This is a genomic window from Streptomyces sp. NPDC098101 (genome assembly GCF_044760185.1).
In the GTDB taxonomy this organism is placed as follows: domain Bacteria; phylum Actinomycetota; class Actinomycetes; order Streptomycetales; family Streptomycetaceae; genus Streptomyces.
Genome location: NZ_JBIWAS010000003.1, coordinates 977,845 through 997,688, shown reverse-complemented (window position 1 = coordinate 997,688; position 19,844 = coordinate 977,845). Strand labels below are relative to the sequence as shown.

18 protein-coding genes are annotated in these 19,844 nt (G+C 75.5%); 13 read left to right on the top strand and 5 right to left on the bottom strand.

Annotation, left to right across the window (positions count from 1 at the left end; genetic code table 11):
* Both ACIQVI_RS17585 and ACIQVI_RS17580 read right to left on the bottom strand, forming a co-directional pair.
* Positions 1-492 carry a roadblock/LC7 domain-containing protein gene (locus tag ACIQVI_RS17585; RefSeq protein ID WP_351970786.1) on the bottom strand — a complete coding sequence of 164 codons (492 nt, stop codon included), beginning with the start codon at positions 490-492 and terminating at the stop codon, positions 1-3.
* Positions 489-3,455: a nitrate- and nitrite sensing domain-containing protein gene (locus ACIQVI_RS17580; protein ID WP_403596403.1), complete on the bottom strand. Its 2,967-nt coding sequence runs from the start codon at positions 3,453-3,455 to the stop codon at positions 489-491. Before ACIQVI_RS17580 ends, ACIQVI_RS17585 begins: the two co-directional genes overlap by 4 nt.
* Positions 3,456-3,826: 371 nt before the next feature.
* Here ACIQVI_RS17580 and ACIQVI_RS17575 point away from each other — a divergent pair, with 371 nt between their 5' ends.
* On the top strand, positions 3,827-4,624 hold the full coding sequence (locus tag ACIQVI_RS17575; RefSeq protein WP_403596400.1) for a hypothetical protein: 798 nt from the start codon (positions 3,827-3,829) through the stop codon (positions 4,622-4,624).
* Positions 4,625-4,628: 4 nt separating this feature from the next.
* Here ACIQVI_RS17575 and ACIQVI_RS17570 read toward each other — a convergent pair whose 3' ends face one another.
* The gene (locus ACIQVI_RS17570; protein WP_121830382.1) at positions 4,629-5,060 is read right to left on the bottom strand and encodes a MarR family winged helix-turn-helix transcriptional regulator; all 432 of its coding nucleotides are present in this window, start codon (positions 5,058-5,060) and stop codon (positions 4,629-4,631) included.
* Positions 5,061-5,696: 636 nt separating this feature from the next.
* Here ACIQVI_RS17570 and ACIQVI_RS17565 point away from each other — a divergent pair.
* Positions 5,697-6,524 (top strand): lysozyme, encoded by an 828-nt coding sequence (locus tag ACIQVI_RS17565; RefSeq protein WP_403596396.1) that lies wholly within the window; start codon positions 5,697-5,699, stop codon positions 6,522-6,524.
* A gap of 217 nt (positions 6,525-6,741) precedes the next feature.
* Complete coding sequence (locus ACIQVI_RS17560) at positions 6,742-7,620, top strand: lytic polysaccharide monooxygenase (protein ID WP_351970804.1); 879 nt, start codon at positions 6,742-6,744, stop codon at positions 7,618-7,620.
* A 55-nt stretch (positions 7,621-7,675) separates the two neighbouring features.
* Here the strand turns inward: ACIQVI_RS17560 and ACIQVI_RS17555 are convergent, their stop codons facing one another.
* Entirely contained in the window at positions 7,676-8,266 is a 591-nt protein-coding gene (locus ACIQVI_RS17555; protein ID WP_403596393.1) for a DUF4240 domain-containing protein, read from the bottom strand.
* Positions 8,267-8,376: 110 nt separating this feature from the next.
* Positions 8,377-10,788 (bottom strand): endopeptidase La, encoded by a 2,412-nt coding sequence (gene lon, locus ACIQVI_RS17550; RefSeq protein WP_351970792.1) that lies wholly within the window; start codon positions 10,786-10,788, stop codon positions 8,377-8,379.
* A gap of 131 nt (positions 10,789-10,919) precedes the next feature.
* Between lon and ACIQVI_RS17545 the strand changes: the two genes are divergently transcribed.
* From ACIQVI_RS17545 to ACIQVI_RS17500, 10 genes are all read left to right on the top strand, one after another.
* Positions 10,920-11,558 (top strand): GNAT family N-acetyltransferase, encoded by a 639-nt coding sequence (locus ACIQVI_RS17545; RefSeq protein WP_403596390.1) that lies wholly within the window; start codon positions 10,920-10,922, stop codon positions 11,556-11,558.
* A 121-nt stretch (positions 11,559-11,679) separates the two neighbouring features.
* Positions 11,680-12,228: a hypothetical protein gene (locus ACIQVI_RS17540; protein WP_403596387.1), complete on the top strand. Its 549-nt coding sequence runs from the start codon at positions 11,680-11,682 to the stop codon at positions 12,226-12,228.
* 78 nt (positions 12,229-12,306) lie between these two features.
* Positions 12,307-12,915, top strand: a complete 609-nt coding sequence (locus ACIQVI_RS17535; protein WP_403596384.1) for an RNA polymerase sigma factor — start codon at positions 12,307-12,309, stop codon at positions 12,913-12,915.
* On the top strand, positions 12,912-13,778 hold the full coding sequence (locus ACIQVI_RS17530) for a zf-HC2 domain-containing protein (RefSeq protein WP_403596381.1): 867 nt from the start codon (positions 12,912-12,914) through the stop codon (positions 13,776-13,778). Before ACIQVI_RS17535 ends, ACIQVI_RS17530 begins: the two co-directional genes overlap by 4 nt.
* Positions 13,775-14,572, top strand: a complete 798-nt coding sequence (locus ACIQVI_RS17525; RefSeq protein WP_403596378.1) for an ABC transporter ATP-binding protein — start codon at positions 13,775-13,777, stop codon at positions 14,570-14,572. The genes ACIQVI_RS17530 and ACIQVI_RS17525 overlap by 4 nt, the downstream gene beginning before the upstream one ends.
* A 163-nt stretch (positions 14,573-14,735) precedes the next feature.
* On the top strand, positions 14,736-16,049 hold the full coding sequence (locus tag ACIQVI_RS17520; protein ID WP_403596375.1) for a hypothetical protein: 1,314 nt from the start codon (positions 14,736-14,738) through the stop codon (positions 16,047-16,049).
* Positions 16,046-16,663, top strand: a complete 618-nt coding sequence (locus tag ACIQVI_RS17515) for a hypothetical protein (protein ID WP_403596372.1) — start codon at positions 16,046-16,048, stop codon at positions 16,661-16,663. The genes ACIQVI_RS17520 and ACIQVI_RS17515 overlap by 4 nt, the downstream gene beginning before the upstream one ends.
* Positions 16,664-16,963: 300 nt before the next feature.
* Complete coding sequence (locus ACIQVI_RS17510; RefSeq protein ID WP_351970800.1) at positions 16,964-17,635, top strand: spermidine synthase; 672 nt, start codon at positions 16,964-16,966, stop codon at positions 17,633-17,635.
* A gap of 71 nt (positions 17,636-17,706) precedes the next feature.
* Entirely contained in the window at positions 17,707-18,444 is a 738-nt protein-coding gene (locus ACIQVI_RS17505; protein ID WP_062752240.1) for a response regulator transcription factor, read from the top strand.
* Complete coding sequence (locus ACIQVI_RS17500; protein WP_403596368.1) at positions 18,441-19,709, top strand: ATP-binding protein; 1,269 nt, start codon at positions 18,441-18,443, stop codon at positions 19,707-19,709. Before ACIQVI_RS17505 ends, ACIQVI_RS17500 begins: the two co-directional genes overlap by 4 nt.
* Positions 19,710-19,844 lie beyond the last annotated feature (135 nt).

Below are 19,844 nucleotides of genomic sequence, written 5' to 3'. Positions count from 1 at the left end.
TCACTGGGGGCTCTCCAACGATTTGCGCAGCTCGCTGCGGACTTCGGGGGTGAGTACGTGACCGGCGCGGCCCACGAAGAGCGCCATGTGGTACGCCACGACGCTCATGTCGCAGTCGGGCGTGGCGTGCACGCCGAGCAGCGAGCCGTCGCTGATCGACATGACGAAGACGCTGCCCTCGTCCATCGCCACCATGGTCTGCTTGACCCCGCCGCCGTCCATCAGGCGCGCGGCGCCGATGGTGAGGCTGCCGATGCCGGAGACGATGGTGGCCAGGTCGGCGCTGGAGCCGCGCGGCCCCTGGGGACGGCCGGCTTCGTCGGCGGCCGTGGTGTCCTGCTGGGTGGCGGGGTCCGAGGACAGCAGCATCAGGCCGTCCGAGGACACGACGGCGACCGAGCGGACCCCCGGCACCTCCTCGACCAGATTTCCCAGCAGCCATTGCAGGTTGCGGGCTTCCGTACTCAGTCCGAACGTTCCCGTCGCGGTCAACTGCGTGCCTCCTCGACTGTGTCCCCCGTCTTCTCCTCTGTACGTGCAGTGCTTGCGTTCGCTATCCCCGTCGTGCCCATCTCCGCCTCCACGTCCCGGCGCCCGGCCTCGGCGCCCCGGTGGAAGCCGCCGAGCCGGCGGCGCAGGGCCTCGGCGTCCACGCCGCCCCCGCGGGGAGCGGCGGCGGGTCCGGCCTGGCGCACCACCTGGGGGGTGCGCTTGGGCAGGCCCTTGTCGGTGACCCGTTCCCACTGCCCGGCACGCGGTCCGGGAACCGCCTGGTCGGCGACGGGCTCCGCCGGAGCGGGGTGGGTGGCGTCGGCGTCCGCGTCGGCGGCGCGCTCGTGGGCGTCCGGCTCCGGCGGCGGGACGGGGAGGCGGACCTGGAGCGTGGTCTCGGAGACGGACTCCGGGGCGTGGCCCCCTCCTTCTCGTTCGTACGACTCCGAGGGCGAGGGCTCCGGTTCGGGGGCGTACGGCTCCTCCGCCGTCCGCCGCGGTTCCGGGTCGTACGGCTGCTCGGAGACGGCGTCCGGCCCGTACGGCTCCTCCGCCGTGCCGTCCGGGTGTCCCCCGGAGGGCTCCGCCTCCGCGAAGGCGCGTTCCGCCGCTTCCACCAGCGGGTCGCGGGTGCGGGAGGGCAGGGTGTTGGAGTTGGCCTCCGCGACCGAGCCGGGCAGCTGGATGACGGGGGCCGTGCCCGGGACCCGTACGGGCTCCGTCACGGCCGCCGGCGGGGCGGTGGGCAGCAGGGGCAGCGGCAGGACCACGACGGCCGCCGTGCCGCCCGGCTGCTGCTCGCGCAGCTCGACGCGGACGCCGTGGCGGGCGGCGAGGAGGGCGACGACCCTCATGCCGAGCCCCTCGCCCTCGAAGGCGTCCGGGTCGGCCTCGGCCAGGCGGGCGTTCAGCTCGGCGAAGCGGGCGGGGGTCATGCCGATGCCGGAGTCCTGGACGGAGAGCATCACCTCGCCGGTCTCCAGGAGCCAGCCGGAGAGCTGGACCTCGGCGTCGGGCGGCGAGAAGGAGGTGGCGTTCTCCAGGAGTTCCGCGACCAGGTGGCTCAGGTCGTCCGCGGCGAAGCCGGCGATCTGGGCGTGCGGCGGCAGGGACTGGATGGTGACCCGCTCGTACCGCTCGATCTCGCTGACGGCGGCGCGCAGCACGTCGACGAGCGGGACGGCCCCGGCGTGGCCGTGGACGTGCTCGTGGCCGGCCAGGACGAGGAGGTTCTCGCTGTGGCGGCGCATGACGGTGGCCATGTGGTCGAGCTTGAAGAGGGTGCCGAGGCGGTCCGGGTCCTGCTCGCGCTCCTCCAGCTTCTCGATGACGCCGAGCTGGCGCTCGACGAGCCCGAGGTTGCGCAGGGAGAGGTTGACGAAGGTGTGCCGGACGGTGCCGCGGAGCTTTTCGAGCTCGGCGGTGAGGAGGGCGACCTGTCCCTGGAGCTCGGCGCGCTGAGCGGCCAGCTCGGCGGCGAGGGCCTCCTTGTCGGCGGCGAGGTCGGTGCGCTCGGCGGTGAGGTGCCCGGTGCGGGCGGCGAGGCCGGCGAGCTTGCCGTGCAGGGTGTTGAGGGAGCGGACGGCCTGGGCGAACTCGTCGTTGCGGCCGGTGAAGCGGACCGGCTCCTCGGTCTGCGGCTCGGGGGCGGCGGCGAGCCGGGCGGCGCCGATGCGCAGGACGGCGAGCGGCCGGGTGAGGCTGCGGGCGACGTACGTGGAGACGCCGACGGCGACGAGGAGACAGCCGCCGAGGAAGGCGAGGCGCAGTTCGAGCGCGGTGACGTCGTCGTCGCGGAGCGCGGAGAGGCGTTCGACGCGCTGGGCGGCGAGGGCGGACTCGACGCCGCGCATCTGCTCGACGCGGGCGGAGAGCGCGGCCTCCAGGGCGGCCGGGTCGGTCTTGCGCTCGGCATCGGTCAGCCGGGGCTGGTCGGTGAGGGAGGCGAGGGAGCGCTCGGCGCTCTTGACGTCGGGTCCGGCGACGGTGCCGGCGAGCGAGTCGCGGGCGGCGGCCCCGGCGGCCTGGTCGAAGTCGCCGAGGGCGGCGAGTTCGCGGACGCGGGCCTGCTGGGCGGCGGCGGTGAGGCGGTCGCGGGTCCGGTTCGCCTCCGCCGTGCCCTTCGGCTCCTCGGGGACGTAGGTGCCGGTCGTGGCGTCGTAGCGGAACTCGCCGGTGGGCTCGGGCTGCGGCACGGCGAGCGCGGCGAGGAGCAGGCCGCGGGTGGCGGAGGCCTGTTCGACGGCGCGGCCGAGGGCGGCGGGGGCGCGGGTGGCCTCGGTGAGCGAGGGGTCGGCGGCGCGGGCCGGGGTGCGGTCGGCCAGCTCGTCGGCGAGGGCCTGGAGCTTGTCGATGACGTCCGAGTACGCCTTGTGGGCCTCCAGGGCCGTGCCCTTGCCGGTGAGGGCGGCGCGGCGGACGGAGGGGACGCCGGCGAGGTCGCGGCGGAGCTCCGTGGAGGCGGCGGGGCGGATCTCGTCGATCTGCCGGTCGACGCGGGTGGAGCGGACGGTGGTGACCTTGCGCTTCTTCTCGGCGTCGCCGGTCTGGGCGTCGCGTCCGGCGGCGATGTACGCGACGACCTCGTCGCGCTCGTCGGCGAGGGAGTGCGCGAGGGTGACGGCCTGGCGGTCGAGTTCGGCGAGGGTGACCAGGCGCTGGGAGTCGGTGAGCTCGGCGGAGGCGGCGAGGATCGCGGGGGCTCCGGCGGCGAGGACGGTGACGCCCACGAGGGCGACGCCGGCGACGAGGCGGTTGCGGACGCGCTTGGCGCGGCCGGCGGGTGCGGCGTGGTGCTGCGCGGGGGCGTGCGGCTGCGCCGGGGCGGACGACGGGGCGCGGTCGGGGGCGGCCGCGCCTCCGGCGGGGGCCGTGGCGGCGCCCGGGGCCGGCGGTACACCGGTGTTCTGGCTCCGCGTGCCGTTCTTGCTCCGAGGCCGCTTCATCTGCACCGGTGCTCGCATTCTTGACTCGTCCACCCACCAAGCAGGGGTGACGGCCGGTCACATGGAGCGCCCCCACCCCCGATACGGCTTCCGACCATTCCAGCGCTTCCGGGAAGGGGACGGCCATCGGCCGCTCCGCCACCCGAACGAGTGAACAACACTCCCGAGTTGGCGAACAACTTCCCCGGGCGGGGTCCGAAGGCCCGGAAGCGGCCCCGGTTGGATCTTCCGGGCGGCCTTTGGCAGGATGCCCGCCCGCAGGTCCGCGACGGCGTCCGTTCCGCTCCTTCCCCCGCGTCCGCCCGGTTGGTACAGGCCTTTTCCCGTCATTCGCGGGTCCGGTGAAGGGTCCGGTGGGGACGGGCGCGGGTCCGGGCACACTGGGCTCCATGCGCAGCGACGTCCTCTCCCTTCCCGGCAGCCCCGAACGCCCCAATGAGGACTGGACGGCCACCGCCCTGTTCGCGGCGGAGGGCAGGGGGACGCTCGTCCTCCTCGACGGCGTCACGCCGCCCGTCGGCGATGACGGTTGTGTGCACGGCGTGCCGTGGTTCGCCGCCCGGCTCGGCGGGGCTTTGACCGAACTGTCCGCTTCCCGGCCGGACGTCCCCCTGTCCGAGATCCTCTCCCTGGCAATCCGGCGCACCGCGGACGCCCATCGGGGGAGCTGTGACCTTTCTCACGTGAGGACGCCTCAGGCAACCGTGGTCCTCGCCCGCTGGGACGGGGCGGTGGTCGAGCACCTCGTCCTCTCCGACTCGGTCCTCCTCCTGGAGGGGCCGGACGGGGCGGTACGGGCGATGCTGGACGACCGGCTGGACCGGGTGCCGGCCGAGGTGCTGCGCTCCGTGGCGGCGACGGACCGGCTGCGGAACCGGGAGGGCGGCTTCTTCACGGCGGCGGCCGATCCGGCGGTCGCGGAGCGGGCGGTGACCGGGACGGTGCCGCGCGCGGAGGTGCGGGCCCTGGCGGCGCTCACGGACGGGGCGAGCCGCTGGGTGGACCTGTTCGGCGAGGGCGACTGGGCGGACTGCTTCGGCGTCCTGCGCGCGGAGGGGCCGGCCGGGCTGCTGCGGCGGGTGCGGGAGCGGGAGGTCGCGGACGCGGCGGCGGGGGGCGTACGGCGCTGGAAGCTGCACGACGACGCGACGGCGGCGTACGTGGAGCCGGGGCCGCCGGAGGGCTGAGCCCTCAGCCCTCCGCCCGTACGTTGAAGTGGTTCAGGAGGCGGGCCAGCTCGGCGACCTCCGCGCGGTCCCAGTCCGCGAGCTTGCGGACGTAGCGCTCGCGCCGGGCGTCGCGGACGCGGCGGAAGCGGTTCCGGCCCTCCTCGGTGAGGCGGACGAGGGAGGCGCGGCCGTCGGCGGGGTCGGGGTCGCGGGCGACGAGACCGAGGTCTTCGAGCGCCCGGAGCTGGCGGCTCATGGTCGCCTTGCCGACGCCGAAGTACCCGGCGAGCTCGGTCGCCCGCTGCGGCCCGGCGTCGTCGAGCCGCACGAACAGCCCATAGGCGGCGGGCTCCAACTCGGGATGCACCTCCCGCGCCATCTCCCCGGACTGCGCCCGCGCCCGCCGCAGAAACACCGCCAGCTCACGCTCGAGAGCGAGAAACTCCCGGTCCACGGGGGGCGGGGTGAGGGTCCCGGCTCCGCCGGGGGCGGGTGGGACGGTTCCGGCTCCGCCCGGTGCCGGAGGCGTGGCCCCGGTGCCACCAGGGGCCGGTGGGGCGGTTTTGGCCCCACCCGGTGCCGAAGACGTATCCCCGCCCCCGCCCGCGGGGGCTGATGGAACGGTTCCAGCCCCGCCGGGGGACGGCCAGGCGGCTCGGGCGCCGCCCGGTGCCGGAGGCTTGGCCCCGGACCTGCCGGGGGACGGCGAGGCGGTTCCGGGCTTGCCCGGCGTCGGGGGCGTATCCCCGTCCGCGTCGGGGGTCGGCAGGGCAGCCCCGGTTCCGGGTAGGGCCCGCGGGGTAATCCCGCTTTCGCGTGCCGTACCGCTTTCGTGCACGTCAGTGCCTCCCGCGTGTTTCCCGTGGCGCGTCTCCGCCACACCGGCGGCCTTTCGGCCGCTGAAAGTTTCTTCCCGTCGCGGCCGTTTCCGCAGCTCTTCCAGTATTTCGCAGGCGTAGACCAACGGCGGCGACCAGGTCCCCTTCCACGGGCGGGTCTACGTGCGTAGCGTCGTTTCCACCACCCCCACTGACATGTCCACACCAGGACGTGTCGCCCCCTCTCCCCACGAGCCTTTCGGAGGCACGCGATGCGTGTGCACAGATCCGGAACGACCCTCGCCGGCGCCGCCCTCGCGGCCCTGGCCCTCCTCCTCCCCTTCGCGGGCCCCGCCGGAGCCGCCCCGGACGCGGACGTCCGGAAGGCGCCCGCCCGCGGCACCGCGAGCATGGGCATGGGCGTCCTCGCGCACGACGGGCGCGACGGCACCCCCGGCGCGCCGACCCGGGCCGTCCAGACGGAGGGCGTGGACGTCTCCAGCCACCAGGGGAACGTCGCCTGGTCCACGCTGTGGAACAGCGGCGTCCGGTGGGCCTACGTCAAGGCCACGGAGGGCACCTACTACAAGAACACCTCCTTCACCCAGCAGTACAACGGCTCGTACGACGTCGGCATGATCCGGGGCACGTACCACTTCGCCACCCCGGACACCACGGGCGGCGCGGCCCAGGCCGACTACTTCGTCGACAACGGCGGCGGCTGGTCGAAGGACGGCAGGACCCTGCCGGGCGTGCTCGACATCGAGTGGAACCCGTACGGCGCGACCTGCTACGGCAAGACCCAGGCCGGGATGGTGACCTGGATCCGCGACTTCCTGAACCGCTACAAGGCCCGGACCGGGCGGGACGCCGTCATCTACACGGCGACGAGCTGGTGGACCCAGTGCACCGGCAACCACGCCGGCTTCGGCGCGACCAACCCGCTGTGGGTCGCGCGCTACGCCTCCGCCGTGGGGACGCTGCCGGCCGGCTGGGAGTACTACACGATGTGGCAGTACACCTCCACCGGCCCGACGGTCGGCGACCACAACCGCTTCAACGGGGACCTCTCGCGCGTGCGGGCGCTCGCGAACGGCTGACGCCCCCGTCGCCCCCGTCGCCCCTCCCTCCCGGCGGCCCCCGGGCGCACGACGCGCCCCGGGGGCCGCACCCGTTTTTCCTCCACCCCCTTGCTCATTGGTATGGACCAATGCGAGGCTCTACGACGGTCGCCCGGGTTTCAACTTCCCGGCGCCCCGCGCGCGTTGCTCGTTCCGTACTCCCCCACGCACGAGAGAGAGCCCCCGCATGTCCTCCCTGCCCTCCGTCCGCCGTGCCACCGCCGCCGGTGCCGCGGCCCTGTCCGCCGCCGCGCTCGTCGGTCTCACCCCCACGGCGGCCAGTGCCCACGGGGCCGTCTTCAACCCCGTGAGCCGGTTGGCCGCCTGTTACGCCGAAGGCCCCGAGACGCCCAGGTCACAGGTGTGCAAGGACCTCGTCGCCGACTCCGGCACCCAGCCGCTCTACGACTGGAACGAGGTCAACATCGCCAACGCGGACGGACAGCACCGGTCCCTCATCCCGGACGGCAAGCTCTGCTCGGCGAACCGCGAGAAGTACCGGGCCCTGGACTGGGCGCGCACCGACTGGCCCGCGACGGCGGTCGCCGCCGGCTCCTTCGACTTCAAGGTCCGGGCGACGGCGGCCCATTCGGGCACCATGACGGTCTACATCACCAAGGCCGGCTTCGACCCGACCCAGCCCCTGAAGTGGTCGGACCTGGACGCCACCCCGGTCGCCGTCCACCACACCACCCGCACCGCCACCGACGGCTACTACAACTTCACCGGCACCCTGCCGGCCCGCACCGGCCGCCACGTCGTCTACAAGGTGTGGCAGCGCAACGACAGCCCCGAGGCCTTCTACAGCTGCTCGGACGTCACCTTCGGCGGTACGGCGGCCAAGGCCGCGACCCCGGCGAAGGCCCCGACCGAGGCGAAGATCGCGGCGGGCGCCGCCCTGTCCACCGTGAGCCACGCGGGCCACGGCGGCGACGAGCGGCCCCCGGCGCTCTCCGCCGAGGCCGCCGGCACCTCCTCCCCCCTGGTACCGGCCCTCGCGGGCGCGGGCGCCCTCGCCGCCTTCGCGGCGGGCAGCCTGCTCCTGGGCCGCCGCCGGAACACGTCCGCCTCCTGACGCACCCCCACGCGTCCCCGGGACGCCGCCCGGTCCCGCTCGGTCCGGGCGGCACCTAGGAGCCGGACGGCCCGAGCGGGAAGAGGGCGGCGAGCCGGGGCAGGGCCAACCCCTCCGGCCCGGCCGCCCCGCGCTCCTCGCCCTCTTCCCCCTCGTCCTCGTCCTCTTCGTCCTCCGCGGCCTCCACCGCTTCGAGGAACTCCTCCCCGTCGTCGTCCTCCTGGCCGGTCAGCTCGTCGTACGCGTCCTGGGCGACGTAGTCGAGCTCCTCCCACTCGGGCCACTCGTCGTCGTCCCACTCGCCGTGGTGCCGCCCCACGAGCGCCCGCACGTCGGACACGTCGGCCAGCGCGTCCGGGTCGGCGAGCACCGACGCGTACACCTTCCGTCCCTGGCCCACCAGCCAGAGGGTGAAGTAGTGGAAGCCGTCGTCGGTGCAGCGGCCGCCCTCGATCAGGTCCGCCGCCCTCCACAGCGCGTGCGTGTCGGCCGCCCCGCACGCCTTCTCCAGGCGCACCTGGAACGCCACGCTCTCCCCGGCCGGACGCCGCAGCAGCTCCCCCTCCAGCCACTCCAGCCGCTCGTCCCGGGTGCCGGGGCGGCCGCTCAACTCGTCGATGAGAGCCCAGAAGGCGTCTTCGTTCATGCGTACGATCATGACAGCCGGGACTGACATCGCGGAGCCGCCCCCGGACCGGCGTCCGGACGTGCCGGAGCGGGGTGCCCCCGAGGGAACACCCCGCTCTCGACCAGGGGTTACGCGGCCACGCCCACCGGCACCTCCGCCGGGGCGAGGGCGATCTCCAGGACCTGCCGGACGTCCGTCACGGGGTGGACCTCCAGCTTCTCCAGGATCTCGGCCGGGACGTCGTCCAGGTCGGCCTCGTTCCGCTTGGGGATCACGACCGTGGTGATGCCCGCCCGGTGCGCGGCGAGCAGCTTCTGCTTCACGCCGCCGATGGGCAGGACCCGGCCGGTGAGGGAGACCTCGCCGGTCATGGCCACGTCCGTGCGGACGAGCCGGCCGCTCAGCAGGGAGGCGAGGGCGGTCGTCATCGTGATGCCCGCGCTCGGCCCGTCCTTGGGGACCGCGCCCGCCGGGAAGTGGATGTGCACGCCCCGGTCCTTGAGGCCGGTGACGGGCAGCTCCAGCTCCGCGCCGTGCGAGCGGAGGAAGGAGAGCGCGATCCGCGCCGACTCCTTCATCACGTCGCCCAGCTGTCCGGTGAGGGTGAGCCCCGCGGCGCCGGTCTCCGGGTCGGCCAGGGAGGCCTCCACGAAGAGGACGTCGCCGCCCGCGCCGGTCACCGCGAGTCCGGTGGCGACGCCCGGCACGGCCGTCCGGCGCTCGGCCGGGTCCTGCGCCGACTCGGGCACGTGGTGCGGACGTCCGATCAGCTCCCGCAGGTCCTCCGGACGGACCGTGAACGGCAGCTCGCGGTCGCCCAGTTCGTGCTGGGCCGCGACCTTCCGCAGCAGCCGGGAGATCGCCCGCTCCAGGGTGCGGACGCCGGCCTCGCGGGTGTACTCGCCGGCCAGCTTCCGCAGCGACGCCTCCTCCAGGACGACCTCGCCGGGCTCCAGGCCCGCCCGCTCCAGCTGCCGGGGCAGCAGGTGGTCGCGGGCGATGACGACCTTCTCGTCCTCGGTGTAGCCGTCGAGCCGCACCAGTTCCATGCGGTCGAGGAGGGCCTCCGGGATGGACTCCAGGACGTTCGCGGTGGCCAGGAAGACCACGTCGGAGAGGTCGAGCTCGACCTCCAGGTAGTGGTCGCGGAAGGTGTGGTTCTGCGCCGGGTCGAGGACTTCGAGGAGCGCCGCCGCGGGGTCGCCGCGGAAGTCGGAGCCGACCTTGTCGATCTCGTCGAGCAGGACCACCGGGTTCATGGACCCGGCCTCCTTGATCGCGCGGACGATCCGGCCGGGCAGGGCGCCCACGTACGTGCGCCGGTGGCCGCGGATCTCCGCCTCGTCCCGGACGCCGCCGAGGGCGACCCGGACGAACTCGCGGCCCATCGCGTGGGCGACGGACTCGCCGAGGGAGGTCTTGCCGACGCCGGGCGGGCCGACGAGGGCGAGGACGGCTCCGCCCCGGCGCCCGCCGACCACGCCGAGCCCCCGGTCGGCGCGCCGCTTGCGCACCGCCAGGTACTCGGTGATCCGCTCCTTCACGTCGTCCAGGCCGGCGTGCTCGGCGTCGAGCACCGCGCGGGCGCCCCGGATGTCGTACCGGTCCTCGGTCCGCTCGTTCCAGGGCAGTTCGAGGATCGTGTCGAGCCAGGTGCGGATCCAGGAGCCCTCGGGGGACTGGTCGCTGGACCGCTCCAGCTTCTCGACCTCCTTGAGGGCGGCGTCGCGCACCTTCTCGGGCAGGTCGGCGGCCTCCACGCGGGCGCGGTAGTCGTCGGACTCGTCGCCCTCGGCCTCGCCGTTGAGGTCGCGGAGCTCCTTGCGGACGGCTTCGAGCTGGCGGCGGAGCAGGAACTCGCGCTGCTGCTTGTCGACGCCCTCCTGGACGTCCTTGGCGATGGTCTCGGCGACGTCCTGCTCGGCGAGGTGCTCGCGGAGCCGGGCGGTGGCCAGGCGCAGCCGGGCGACCGGGTCGGCGGTCTCCAGGAGCTCGATCCGCTGGGCGACGGTCAGGAAGGGCGAGTAGCCGGAGTTGTCGGCGAGGGCGCCGACGCCGTCGATCTGCTGGACGCGGTCGACGACCTGCCAGGCCCCGCGCTTCTTGAGCCAGGTGGTGGCCAGCGCCTTGTACTCCTTGACCAGCTCGGTCACGGAGCCGGGCAGCGGGTCGGGCAGGGTCTCCTCGACGGCGGTGCCCTCGACCCACAGGGCGGCGCCGGGGCCGGTCGTCCCGGCACCGATGCGGACGCGGCCCCGGCCGCGCACGAGCGCGCCCGGGTCGCCGTCGGACAGGCGTCCCACCTGCTCGACGGTCCCGAGGACGCCGGTGGCGGCGTAGGTGCCGTCGACGCGGGGCACGAGCAGCACCCGCGGCTTCCCCTCTCCGGGCCGTGCGGCGGCCTGGGCGGCCTCGACGGCGGCCCGTACGTCGTTGTCGGACAGGTCCAGCGGCACCACCATTCCGGGCAGCACGACCTCGTCGTCGAGCGGCAGCACAGGCAGAGTGAGCGGCGCGGACGCCATGGACTCAGAAGCCATGATCTCCCCTTCGGCAGTCAAGTTGAGCTGTACGGACTCAATGCATGTGAGCCCGTGAATGTTCCCGGACGCCTGTTCGCTCTGAGCGATCACTCTCGCGCATCTCGCCGAACAGCCGATGTAATACCTCCATGGATATGCGAGCCATTACATCGGCGTGGGTGGAGGGCTGGACCGTCTCCCGGGGCACCTCGGCCGCCGTCGACCAGCCGTGGGGGTACCGGATCGACGTGGGCCTCCCCCGGCACGTCCTGCGGCACGTGCTGCCCGCGCCCGACGCGGCCACCGTCGGCGCGCTCTGCGAGCGGCTCACCGAGCCGTACAGCTGGCTCAAGGTGATGGCGGACGCCGAGGAGGTGGCGCCGTGGATCACCGAGGGGTGGACGATCCCCGACGACCCCGGCTTCATGATGGTCAAGCCGCTGGACCCCGGCGCCCGCCCCGCGCCGCCCGAGGGGTACGCACGGAACGTCGAGGTCCGGGACGGCGTCGTCCGGGTCCGGATCCTCGCCCCGGACGGCACCCTCGCCGCCCGGGGGCAGATCGCCCCGACCGGCGCCACCGCCGTCGCCGACCAGATCGAGACGGACCCGGCGCACCGGCGCCGGGGCCTCGGCGCGAACGTCGTGCTCACCCTGGAGGCCGCCGCCGCGCAGGCGGGCGCCGCGACCGGAGTGCTCTCCGCCACCACGGACGGCCGAGGGCTCTACGCCGCGCTGGGCTGGGAGTACCGGGGGCCGCTGACCGGGATCGTACGGGGCGAGGTCTGAGCCCCGGACGCTCCGGACGGCGGCGGAATCCCGTCGTCCGGCTGCGGGGAGGCGCCCCGCCGGGCATCCTCCTCCCATGAGTCCCACGAGACGAGGCGGACGGGGAAGACGATGCGGGGCCGTGCTGCTCGCGGCGGTCCTGGCGGGCGGCGCGACCGGCTGCGGCTCGGGCTCCGGCACTCCCCCGGCACCCGGCGCACCCGGAACCACGGCCGGACCGAGCGCGTCGGGCCCGACGACCGGACCCGGCACCCCCGGCACCACGACCGGACCCGGCACCCCCCGCACCACGGGCGGGCCGAGCGCCCCGAGGGACGACCCCCGGCCGGGCCAGGTCCTCGTCCGGGTTACCGTGACCGGCGGTTTCGCCGGGGTCCGGAACCGGCTCGTCGTCCACCGGGACGGGGCGTGGACGGTCCAATCCGGCGACAAGCCGCCCCGGACCGGCCGGCAGACCCCCGCCGAGGCCGCCGAGCTGCGCGCGGCCCTGGAGGACCCCGCGTTCGCCCTCGTACCGGCGCGACCGACCGGACGGCCGATCGCCGACGGCTTCCAGTACGAGGTGGCCTACCGCCACCGCGTGGTCGTCGCGGGCGACGGCGACCGCCCGCCCGCGCTCCAGCGCGTCTTCGACGCCCTGCCGGAGGGCGGCCCGCCGACGAGTCCCTGAGGCCGCCCCGGCGCCCGGTCTCCCGATCCGTGAACCGAACCGTGAACCGAACCGGGGCCCGTCCGCGATAGAGAGGGCGTGAGACTGTCGCGCCCCACGGGGGGAGGCCCCTCCGGGGGCGACGAGGACGACGCGGCGCTGCTGCGCGCGGTGGCCCGGGGGGACACCGGGGCGCTCGCCGTGCTCTACGACCGGCACGCCGGCTGGCTGCACGCCCGGCTCGCCCGGCGCTGCCCCGACGAGGAGACCGTGCGGGAGGTCCTCCAGGACACCTTCGTCACGGTCTGGCGCTCGGCCGGCGGGCACCGGGGCCGGGGCGAGGCGGGCGGCTGGCTCTGGGTGATCGCCGCCCGGCGCCTGGTGGACGCGCGGCGGGCCGGGGCCCGCGCCGCACGCGCCCCGGCCGCGCCGGAGCCCGCCGCTCCCGCCCCGTCCGCCGAGGACCGGGTGCTCGCGGGCCTGGAGTACGGGGAGGTCGGCGCCGCCCTGGACCGGATCTCGCCCGAGCTCGCCGAGGTCCTGCGCGCCACCGTCGTCGACGGCCTGACGACCCGTGAGGCGGCCCGGCTGCTCGGCATACCCGAGGGCACCGTCAAGACCCGCGCCCTGCGCGCCCGCCGGGAGCTGCGCGCCGCCCTCGACGCCGGACGCGCCCGGGGCCCGCACCCCCTGGGAGGCACCGCGTGAGCCGCCGCACGAGCCGCCGCACGGAGCCTTCCTGGCACGTCGCCGAAGACCTGGCCGCCCGGTACGCGGCGGGCACCGTCCCCGAGACCGACGCCTGGTCCCTGGAGAAGCACGTCGAGTCCTGCCCGGCCTGCGCGGTCCGCGTCTCGGCGGCGGTGCGGGCCGGGGCGGCGGGCCCGGTCCTCGCCTCCGTACGGACGGAACTCCTGGCCTCGCTGGGACACGCCCCGGAGGCACCCGCCCCGGGCCCCCTCGGGCGGCGGGCGCGGCTCTGGTGGTCCGCCGGGCCCGCGCTGCGCGGCTCCTGGCTGGTGGCGGTGGTCCTCGTCGTCGGCGGGGCGTTCGGGCTCGCCCACGGGGCCGGGGTCCAGGGCGCGCGGAGCTGGCTGCTCACCGTCTCCCCCCTCCTGCCGCTCGCCGGGGTCGCCGTCTCGTACGGACGGCACGCCGACCCGCTGCACGAGATCACCGCCGCCACCCCGTCCGGCGGGCTGCGGCTGCTGCTCACCCGCACCGCCGCCGTGCTCGCCGTGTGCGTCCCCCTGCTGACCGCCTGCGGTGCCCTGCTGCCGCGCGCCGCCGGGTCCCCGGGGGCCGCCGCCTGGCTGCTTCCGGGCCTCGCCCTGACCCTGGCGGCGCTGGCGCTCGGCTCGTTCGTCGGCTGCCGGGCGGCGGCCGCGACGCTCGGCGGCGGGTGGCTGCTCGCCGTCGCGCGCTCCCTCGTCGGGGCCCCGGACGCCGCCGGCGTCGCCCCGTACGTCACGGGCCCCGCCGTCCAGGGCGTCTGGGCCGCCGCCGCGCTGGCCTGCGCGGCCCTCCTCGCCCTGCGCCGCCGTTCCTTCGACCACCTGGAGACCCGGTGAACCCGCCGACCGCCGTCGCGGTGTCCGGACTGACCGTCCGGCACCGCCGCACCCTCGCCCTCGACGCGCTCGACCTCTCCCTCGGCCCCGGCGTCCACGGTCTGCTCGGCCCCAACGGGGCCGGGAAGACCTCCCTCATACGGGTCCTCGCGACCGTCGCCGCCCCCTCCTCCGGCCGGGTGGAGCTCCTCGGCGGCGACGCCACGGACCACCGCGAGCGCACCGGGATCCGGCGCCGGCTCGGCTACCTGCCGCAGGAGTTCGGGTACTACCCGGCCTTCACCGTCCGGGAGTTCGTCGAGTACGTCGCCTGGCTCAAGGAACTGCCGTCCGACCGGGCCCCGGCGGCCGTGGAGCGGGCCGTGCGGCGGGTCGGGCTCGCCGACCGGATCGACGCCCGGATGAAGACCCTGTCGGGCGGGATGGTCCGGCGCGCGGGCATCGCGCAGGCCCTCGTGAACGACCCGGACCTGCTGCTGCTCGACGAGCCGACCGCCGGGCTCGACCCGGAGCAGCGCGTCGACTTCCGCGCCCTGCTGCGGGAGCTCGGCGCGGAGGCGACGGTGGTCGTCTCGACGCACCTGGTCGAGGACGTGGCGGCGGCCTGCGCCGAGGTCGCCCTGCTCGAGGCGGGCCGGCTCGCCTTCCGGGGCACGACGGCCGAACTCACGGCGCTCGGAGGGACCCCGGACGGGGCCGCCGACCCCACGACGAGCGCGGTGGAACGCGGCTACACGGCCGCCCTGCGCGCCCACCGCTCCCGTACGGGGGCGGGGACGGGGGCCCTGCGGTGACGACCGCCTCCCGCGTCCGGTCGTGCGGGGTCGCCCCGGTGACGGTCGCCGCCGCCCGGGAAGAACCCGCAGGTGACCGCGCCCCGTCCCGTACGGGGCGGCCCCGGTCCCGTACGCCGATCGCCGTCCCCGCTCCCCGTCCCCGTACGAGAAAGGCCCTCCCGTGACCGCCGTCCTCGACCCGCCCCGTACGGGAAGGCCCCCGGCCGTCCCCCCGCTCCGGACCGAGCTGCGGCGCGGGCTCGGGCCCTGGACCGGTGCCGCCGTGCTGGTGGTCGTCCTGGTGACGATGTACGGCAAGGGCGGCTGGCAGGGCCGGTGGGCCGACACCACGAACCTGCTGCACGTCGCCGTCGGCGTGTTCTGCGTGCCCCTCGCCCTCGCGGCGGGCTGTTGGCAGGGCGGCCGGGACCGGCGGCGCGGCACGGCCGAGCTGTGGGAGTCCGTCCCCCGCCCTCCCCTGCGCCGCCTGCTCGTCGCGGTCTCACCGTCCGCCCTCTGGCCCGCCGCCGGACTGCTCCTCGCCGACGCCGTCTGCCTGCTCTCCACCTGGCCGTACGTGTCCGCCGGACGCCCCTTCCTCGAACTGCTCGCCGCCGACGCGGTCGCGCTCGCCGCCGCCGGTGCCCTCGGCCACGTCGCCGGACGCCTGGTCCGGTGGCGGCTCGCCGCCCCGCTCCTGGGGATCGTGGGGTACGTGGTCCTCCTCTTCTCCGCGTACGCGGAGAACTCCACGCGCTGGCTCGGCCCGGCCGGCGAGCACGCCTCCCCCTGGGACCGGCCGGTGTGGTGGTACGCCCCCGCGTCCATGGCGTGGACGGCCGGGCTCGCGCTCGCCGCGCTCCTCGCGCACGGCCTGCGCCCGGCCCGGCTGCGGCCGCTCGCCCTGGTCCCGCTGGCCGTCGCGGTCGCCGCCGCGTCCCTGATCCTGCGCCTGCCGGAGGACGAGGGGCCGTGGCGCCCGGACCCGGCCCTGGCCCGGCCGGTCTGCGACGACGGCGTCCCGCGGGTGTGCGTGACGGCCCTGGACGCGAAGCTGCTGCCGGAGGTGTCGGCGGCCCTCGCCCCGCTGAACGCGCGCCTGGCGGGGCTGCCCGGCGCCCCCGTCCGCTGGGTGACCGGACCGTACGGGGCCACGCGCCCCGGTGACGTCGAGCTGCCCGACCCCTGGGAGGACGCGACCCGCAGCCGGCTCACCCGCCCCGACCTGTACCGGAACTCGGCGGTGACCTGGCTGTTCTCGGCCACCTGCACGACGGGCGCCCTCGCGGGCCCGGCCGCCGAGCGGGCGGGCCTCGTCCACCTCGCCGTCATCGAATGGCTGGCGCCGACCCCCGAGGACTACGGCCCCGCCACCACCGACGCGCAGCCGTACATCGACCGGCTCCGCGCCAAGTCGCCCGCCGGGCAACGCGCTTACCTCACCCGCTACCTGGCGGCGGACGCCTGCGACCCGGACGGGGTGCCGATCCCGTGAAGCCCCTCTCCCCCCTCCTCCTCTACGCCCGCTCCCGCGCCCTGCCCGGCGCGCTCGTCGCCCTCGCCGGTACGGCGGCGGTCGCCGCGGGGACGGCCCGATGGCTGGAAACGATCCCCGGTTCCGGCCCCTCGGACCGGCTCCCGGTCGTCGTCCTCGGCCCGCTGCTCGCGGCGGCCGCCGTCGGCACCTGCCTGCGCGCGCCGAGCGACGAGCTGGACCGGACGGCGGTCCGCGCGTGGTGGCCGCGCCGGCTCGCCCACCTCCTCGTCCCGGCCGCGCTCGCCGCGCTCCTGCTCGCCCTGGCCGTGCCCGGCCACCCGGCGGAGTTCGGCGCTCCGGCGGCCGTCCGGAACACGCTGGGCCTGGTGGGCGTCGCGGCGGCCTCCGCCGTCCTCCTCGGCGCCCGCCTCAGCTGGCTCCCGCCCGCCCTCTACGCGGGCGCGGTCCCCCTGGCGGCCCCCGCCGGGGCGGGCGGCGCGGCGGACTGGTGGGCCTGGGTGGCCCGGCCGGGCCCGCAGGGCGGGGCGTGGACGGCGGCGGCGCTCGCCTTCGCGGCGGGCACGGCCCTGTACGCGTGGCGGGGCGCCCGGCACGGGCCCGGCGGACGCTGAAGCGGGCCCGGACCCGGCGGACCCGGCGGACCCAGCAGATCCGGCGGACCCGGCGGACCCGGCGGGCGTCGAAAGGCCGGAACAAGGCGCCGGGCGGTGCGGTCCGGGCGTCCGGCGCGTGGCCTCCCGGGGGTGGGGCCGGGTGGGGGTGGGCCTGGGTGGAGGGGGCGGAGGAGGGGCTTCCGGGAAGGGGCTCTGGCCACGACTGCCCGGTCCCGTAACGCGTTTGTGGTCGTCACGGCCGTCCGGCGAGGATGGCGGGAACCATCCGACGAGACGACGAGAGCGGAGCGACCGACGATGTCAGGACCCGTGACCCTCGACCGGCGCGAAGGACCCCACGGAGAGGTCGTCCTGCGCCGCCGCGACGAGCACTACGAGATCATCGCCAACGGCACCTTCCTGATGGACACCTCCGACGGGCGTTCCGAGCGGCTCCTGATCGACGCGGCCCTCGCCGCGCTCCCCGAGGAGCGCCGGGCCGGCGCCTCCGTGCTCGTCGGCGGGCTCGGCGTCGGCTTCTCCCTCGCCCACGCCGCCGCCGACCCCCGCTGGGGCCGGATCGTGGTCGCCGAGCGCGAGGAGGCGATCATCGACTGGCACCGGCGGGGACCGCTCGCCGCGGTCTCCGGGGCCGCGCTCGCCGATCCCCGGACCGTGATCCTGCACACGGACCTGGTGGAGCACGTCCGCACCTCGACCGACACCTACGACGCCCTCTGCCTGGACATCGACAACGGCCCCGACTGGACGGTCACCGAGGACAACGAATCCCTTTACTCCGCCGAGGGGTTGGCGGCCTGCGCGGCCCGGCTGAACCCGGGCGGGATCCTCGCCGTGTGGTCCGCGCGGCCCTCCGATGATTTCGAAGCAACCTTGCGGAATGCCGGATTCAGCGGGGTACGGACGGAAGAGGTGCCCGTTGCCCGGGGCGTCCCGGACGCGGTCCACCTCGCCGTGCGTCCCGGCTGACTCCTGGATAGCCGGGACACCACCGGTACCTCTAGGCTGCTGCACCGACATCGGCGACGCGAGGCGGGGCAATGGAGCAGACACACACCACTCACCACGGTGCGGCGGCCACTCCGGGGGCCCAGCGGCGCGTCCTGGTGGTCGAGGACGACGCCACGATCGTGGAGGCGATCTCCGCCCGCCTGCGCGCCGAGGGCTTCCTCGTGCAGACCGCGACCGACGGCCCCGCCGCCGTCGACGCGGCCGAGGCCTGGCAGCCCGACCTGATGGTCCTGGACATCATGCTGCCCGGTTTCGACGGCCTGGAGGTGTGCCGCAGGGTCCAGGCCCAGCGGCCCGTCCCGGTCCTCATGCTGACCGCCCGCGACGACGAGACCGACATGCTGGTCGGGCTCGGCGTCGGCGCGGACGACTACATGACGAAGCCGTTCTCGATGCGCGAGCTGGCCGCCCGGGTGCACGTGCTGCTCCGCCGGGTCGAGCGGGCCGCGCTCGCGGCGGTCACCCCGCGCAGCGGCATCCTCCGCCTGGGCGAACTGGAGATCGACCACGCCCAGCGGCGGGTCCGGGTCCGCACCGAGGACGTGCACCTGACCCCGACCGAGTTCGACCTCCTCGTCTGTCTGGCGAGCACCCCCCGCGCGGTCCTCTCCCGCGAGCAGCTGCTCGCCGAGGTGTGGGACTGGGCGGACGCCTCGGGCACCCGGACCGTGGACAGCCACATCAAGGCGCTGCGCCGGAAGATCGGGGCCGAGCGGATCCGCACGGTCCACGGCGTCGGCTACGCGCTGGAGACCCCGGCGCCATGAGTCCCCGCAGGCCCGGCGGGCCGGAGGAGCCGAAGCGGCCGGAGGCGCGGGGCGGAGCCGGCGGGCCGGGAGGGGCGGGCGGCCCCGGGAGATCCGGCGGGCCCGGAGGAACGGGCACGACCGACGGGTTCGGGGGATTCGGAGGAGCGGGCACGACCGACGGGCCCGGCGGGTTCGGCGGGCCCCGTGGCGGGCGGCGGCGGCGCCACCGGATCGTGATCTCCATCAAGACCAAGCTCGGCGCCCTCGTCGTCGGGGCGGTCCTGCTGACCTCCTGCCTCGCCCTGGTGGCGATCCGCACGTCCACCGAGTTCCGGTACATCACGATCTTCGCGATGATCGCGACCCTGCTCATCACCCAGTTCGTCGCGCAGTCCCTGACCGCGCCGCTGGACGAGATGACCACGGTGGCCGGAACGATCTCGCGCGGCGACTTCAGCCGCCGGGTGCGGGGCGCGGACCGGCGGGACGAGCTGGGCGACCTCGCCTCCACGATCAACCGCATGGCGGACGACCTGGAGGCCGTGGACCGGCACCGCAAGGAGCTGGTGGCCAACGTCTCGCACGAGCTGCGGACCCCGATCGCCGCGCTGCGGGCCGTCCTGGAGAACGTCGTGGACGGGGTCTCGGAGGCCGATCCCGAGACGATGCGGTCGGCCCTGAAGCAGACCGAGCGCCTCGGGCGGCTGGTGGAGACGCTCCTCGACCTGTCACGCCTCGACAACGGTGTCGTGGCCCTGCGGGGAAGCCGTTTCGAGGTCTGGCCGTATCTGTCGGGGGTGCTGCGGGAGGCGAACCTCGCCGCGTCCCAGCGCGGCCTGTCGTCCACCTCGGGCCTGCACAACCGCACGGACGTGCACCTGCACCTGGACGTGTCGCCGCCCGAGCTGGCCGCCCACGCGGACACGGAGCGGCTGCACCAGGTGATGGCGAACCTGATCGACAACGCGGTGAAGCACTCCCCGCCGCATGGCCGGGTCACCGTGCGGGCCCGGCGCGGCCCGTATCCGGACTCCCTGGAGCTGGAGGTCGAGGACGAGGGACCCGGCATCCCGGAGTCGGAGCGGCACAAGGTCTTCCAGCGGTTCAACCGGGGCTCGGCCTCGCGCCGGCAGGGCCCGGGCAGCGACGGCGGGACGGGGCTCGGGCTCGCGATCGCCCGCTGGGCGGTCGATCTGCACGGCGGCGAGATCGGCGTGGCCGAATCATCACGCGGGTGCCGCATCAGAGTCACTCTTCCGGGCAGTCGTCCACCGACGGATTGACGTAGGGTTCGAACCGGAAGAACACGTTCTGCGTGTACGGGGGTGAGACCTCCGCGCACGTGAACGGGGTGCGATCAGGGGTGCGGCCGAAGGGGGCCGTACCGATGCTTTTCCGTACCCTCACACCAGCGGAAC

Excerpts from the sequence above, each read along its gene's own strand:
- ACIQVI_RS17580 (WP_403596403.1), bottom strand. The coding sequence starts at position 3,455 with ATGCGAGCACCGGTGCAGATGAAGCGGCCTCGGAGCAAGAACGGCACG.
- ACIQVI_RS17575 (WP_403596400.1), top strand. The coding sequence starts at position 3,827 with ATGCGCAGCGACGTCCTCTCCCTTCCCGGCAGCCCCGAACGCCCCAAT.
- ACIQVI_RS17565 (WP_403596396.1), top strand. The coding sequence starts at position 5,697 with ATGCGTGTGCACAGATCCGGAACGACCCTCGCCGGCGCCGCCCTCGCG.
- ACIQVI_RS17555 (WP_403596393.1), bottom strand. The coding sequence starts at position 8,266 with ATGAACGAAGACGCCTTCTGGGCTCTCATCGACGAGTTGAGCGGCCGC.
- lon (WP_351970792.1), bottom strand. The coding sequence starts at position 10,788 with ATGGCTTCTGAGTCCATGGCGTCCGCGCCGCTCACTCTGCCTGTGCTG.
- ACIQVI_RS17545 (WP_403596390.1), top strand. The coding sequence starts at position 10,920 with ATGGATATGCGAGCCATTACATCGGCGTGGGTGGAGGGCTGGACCGTC.
- ACIQVI_RS17510 (WP_351970800.1), top strand. The coding sequence starts at position 16,964 with ATGTCAGGACCCGTGACCCTCGACCGGCGCGAAGGACCCCACGGAGAG.
- ACIQVI_RS17505 (WP_062752240.1), top strand. The coding sequence starts at position 17,707 with ATGGAGCAGACACACACCACTCACCACGGTGCGGCGGCCACTCCGGGG.
- ACIQVI_RS17500 (WP_403596368.1), top strand. The coding sequence starts at position 18,441 with ATGAGTCCCCGCAGGCCCGGCGGGCCGGAGGAGCCGAAGCGGCCGGAG.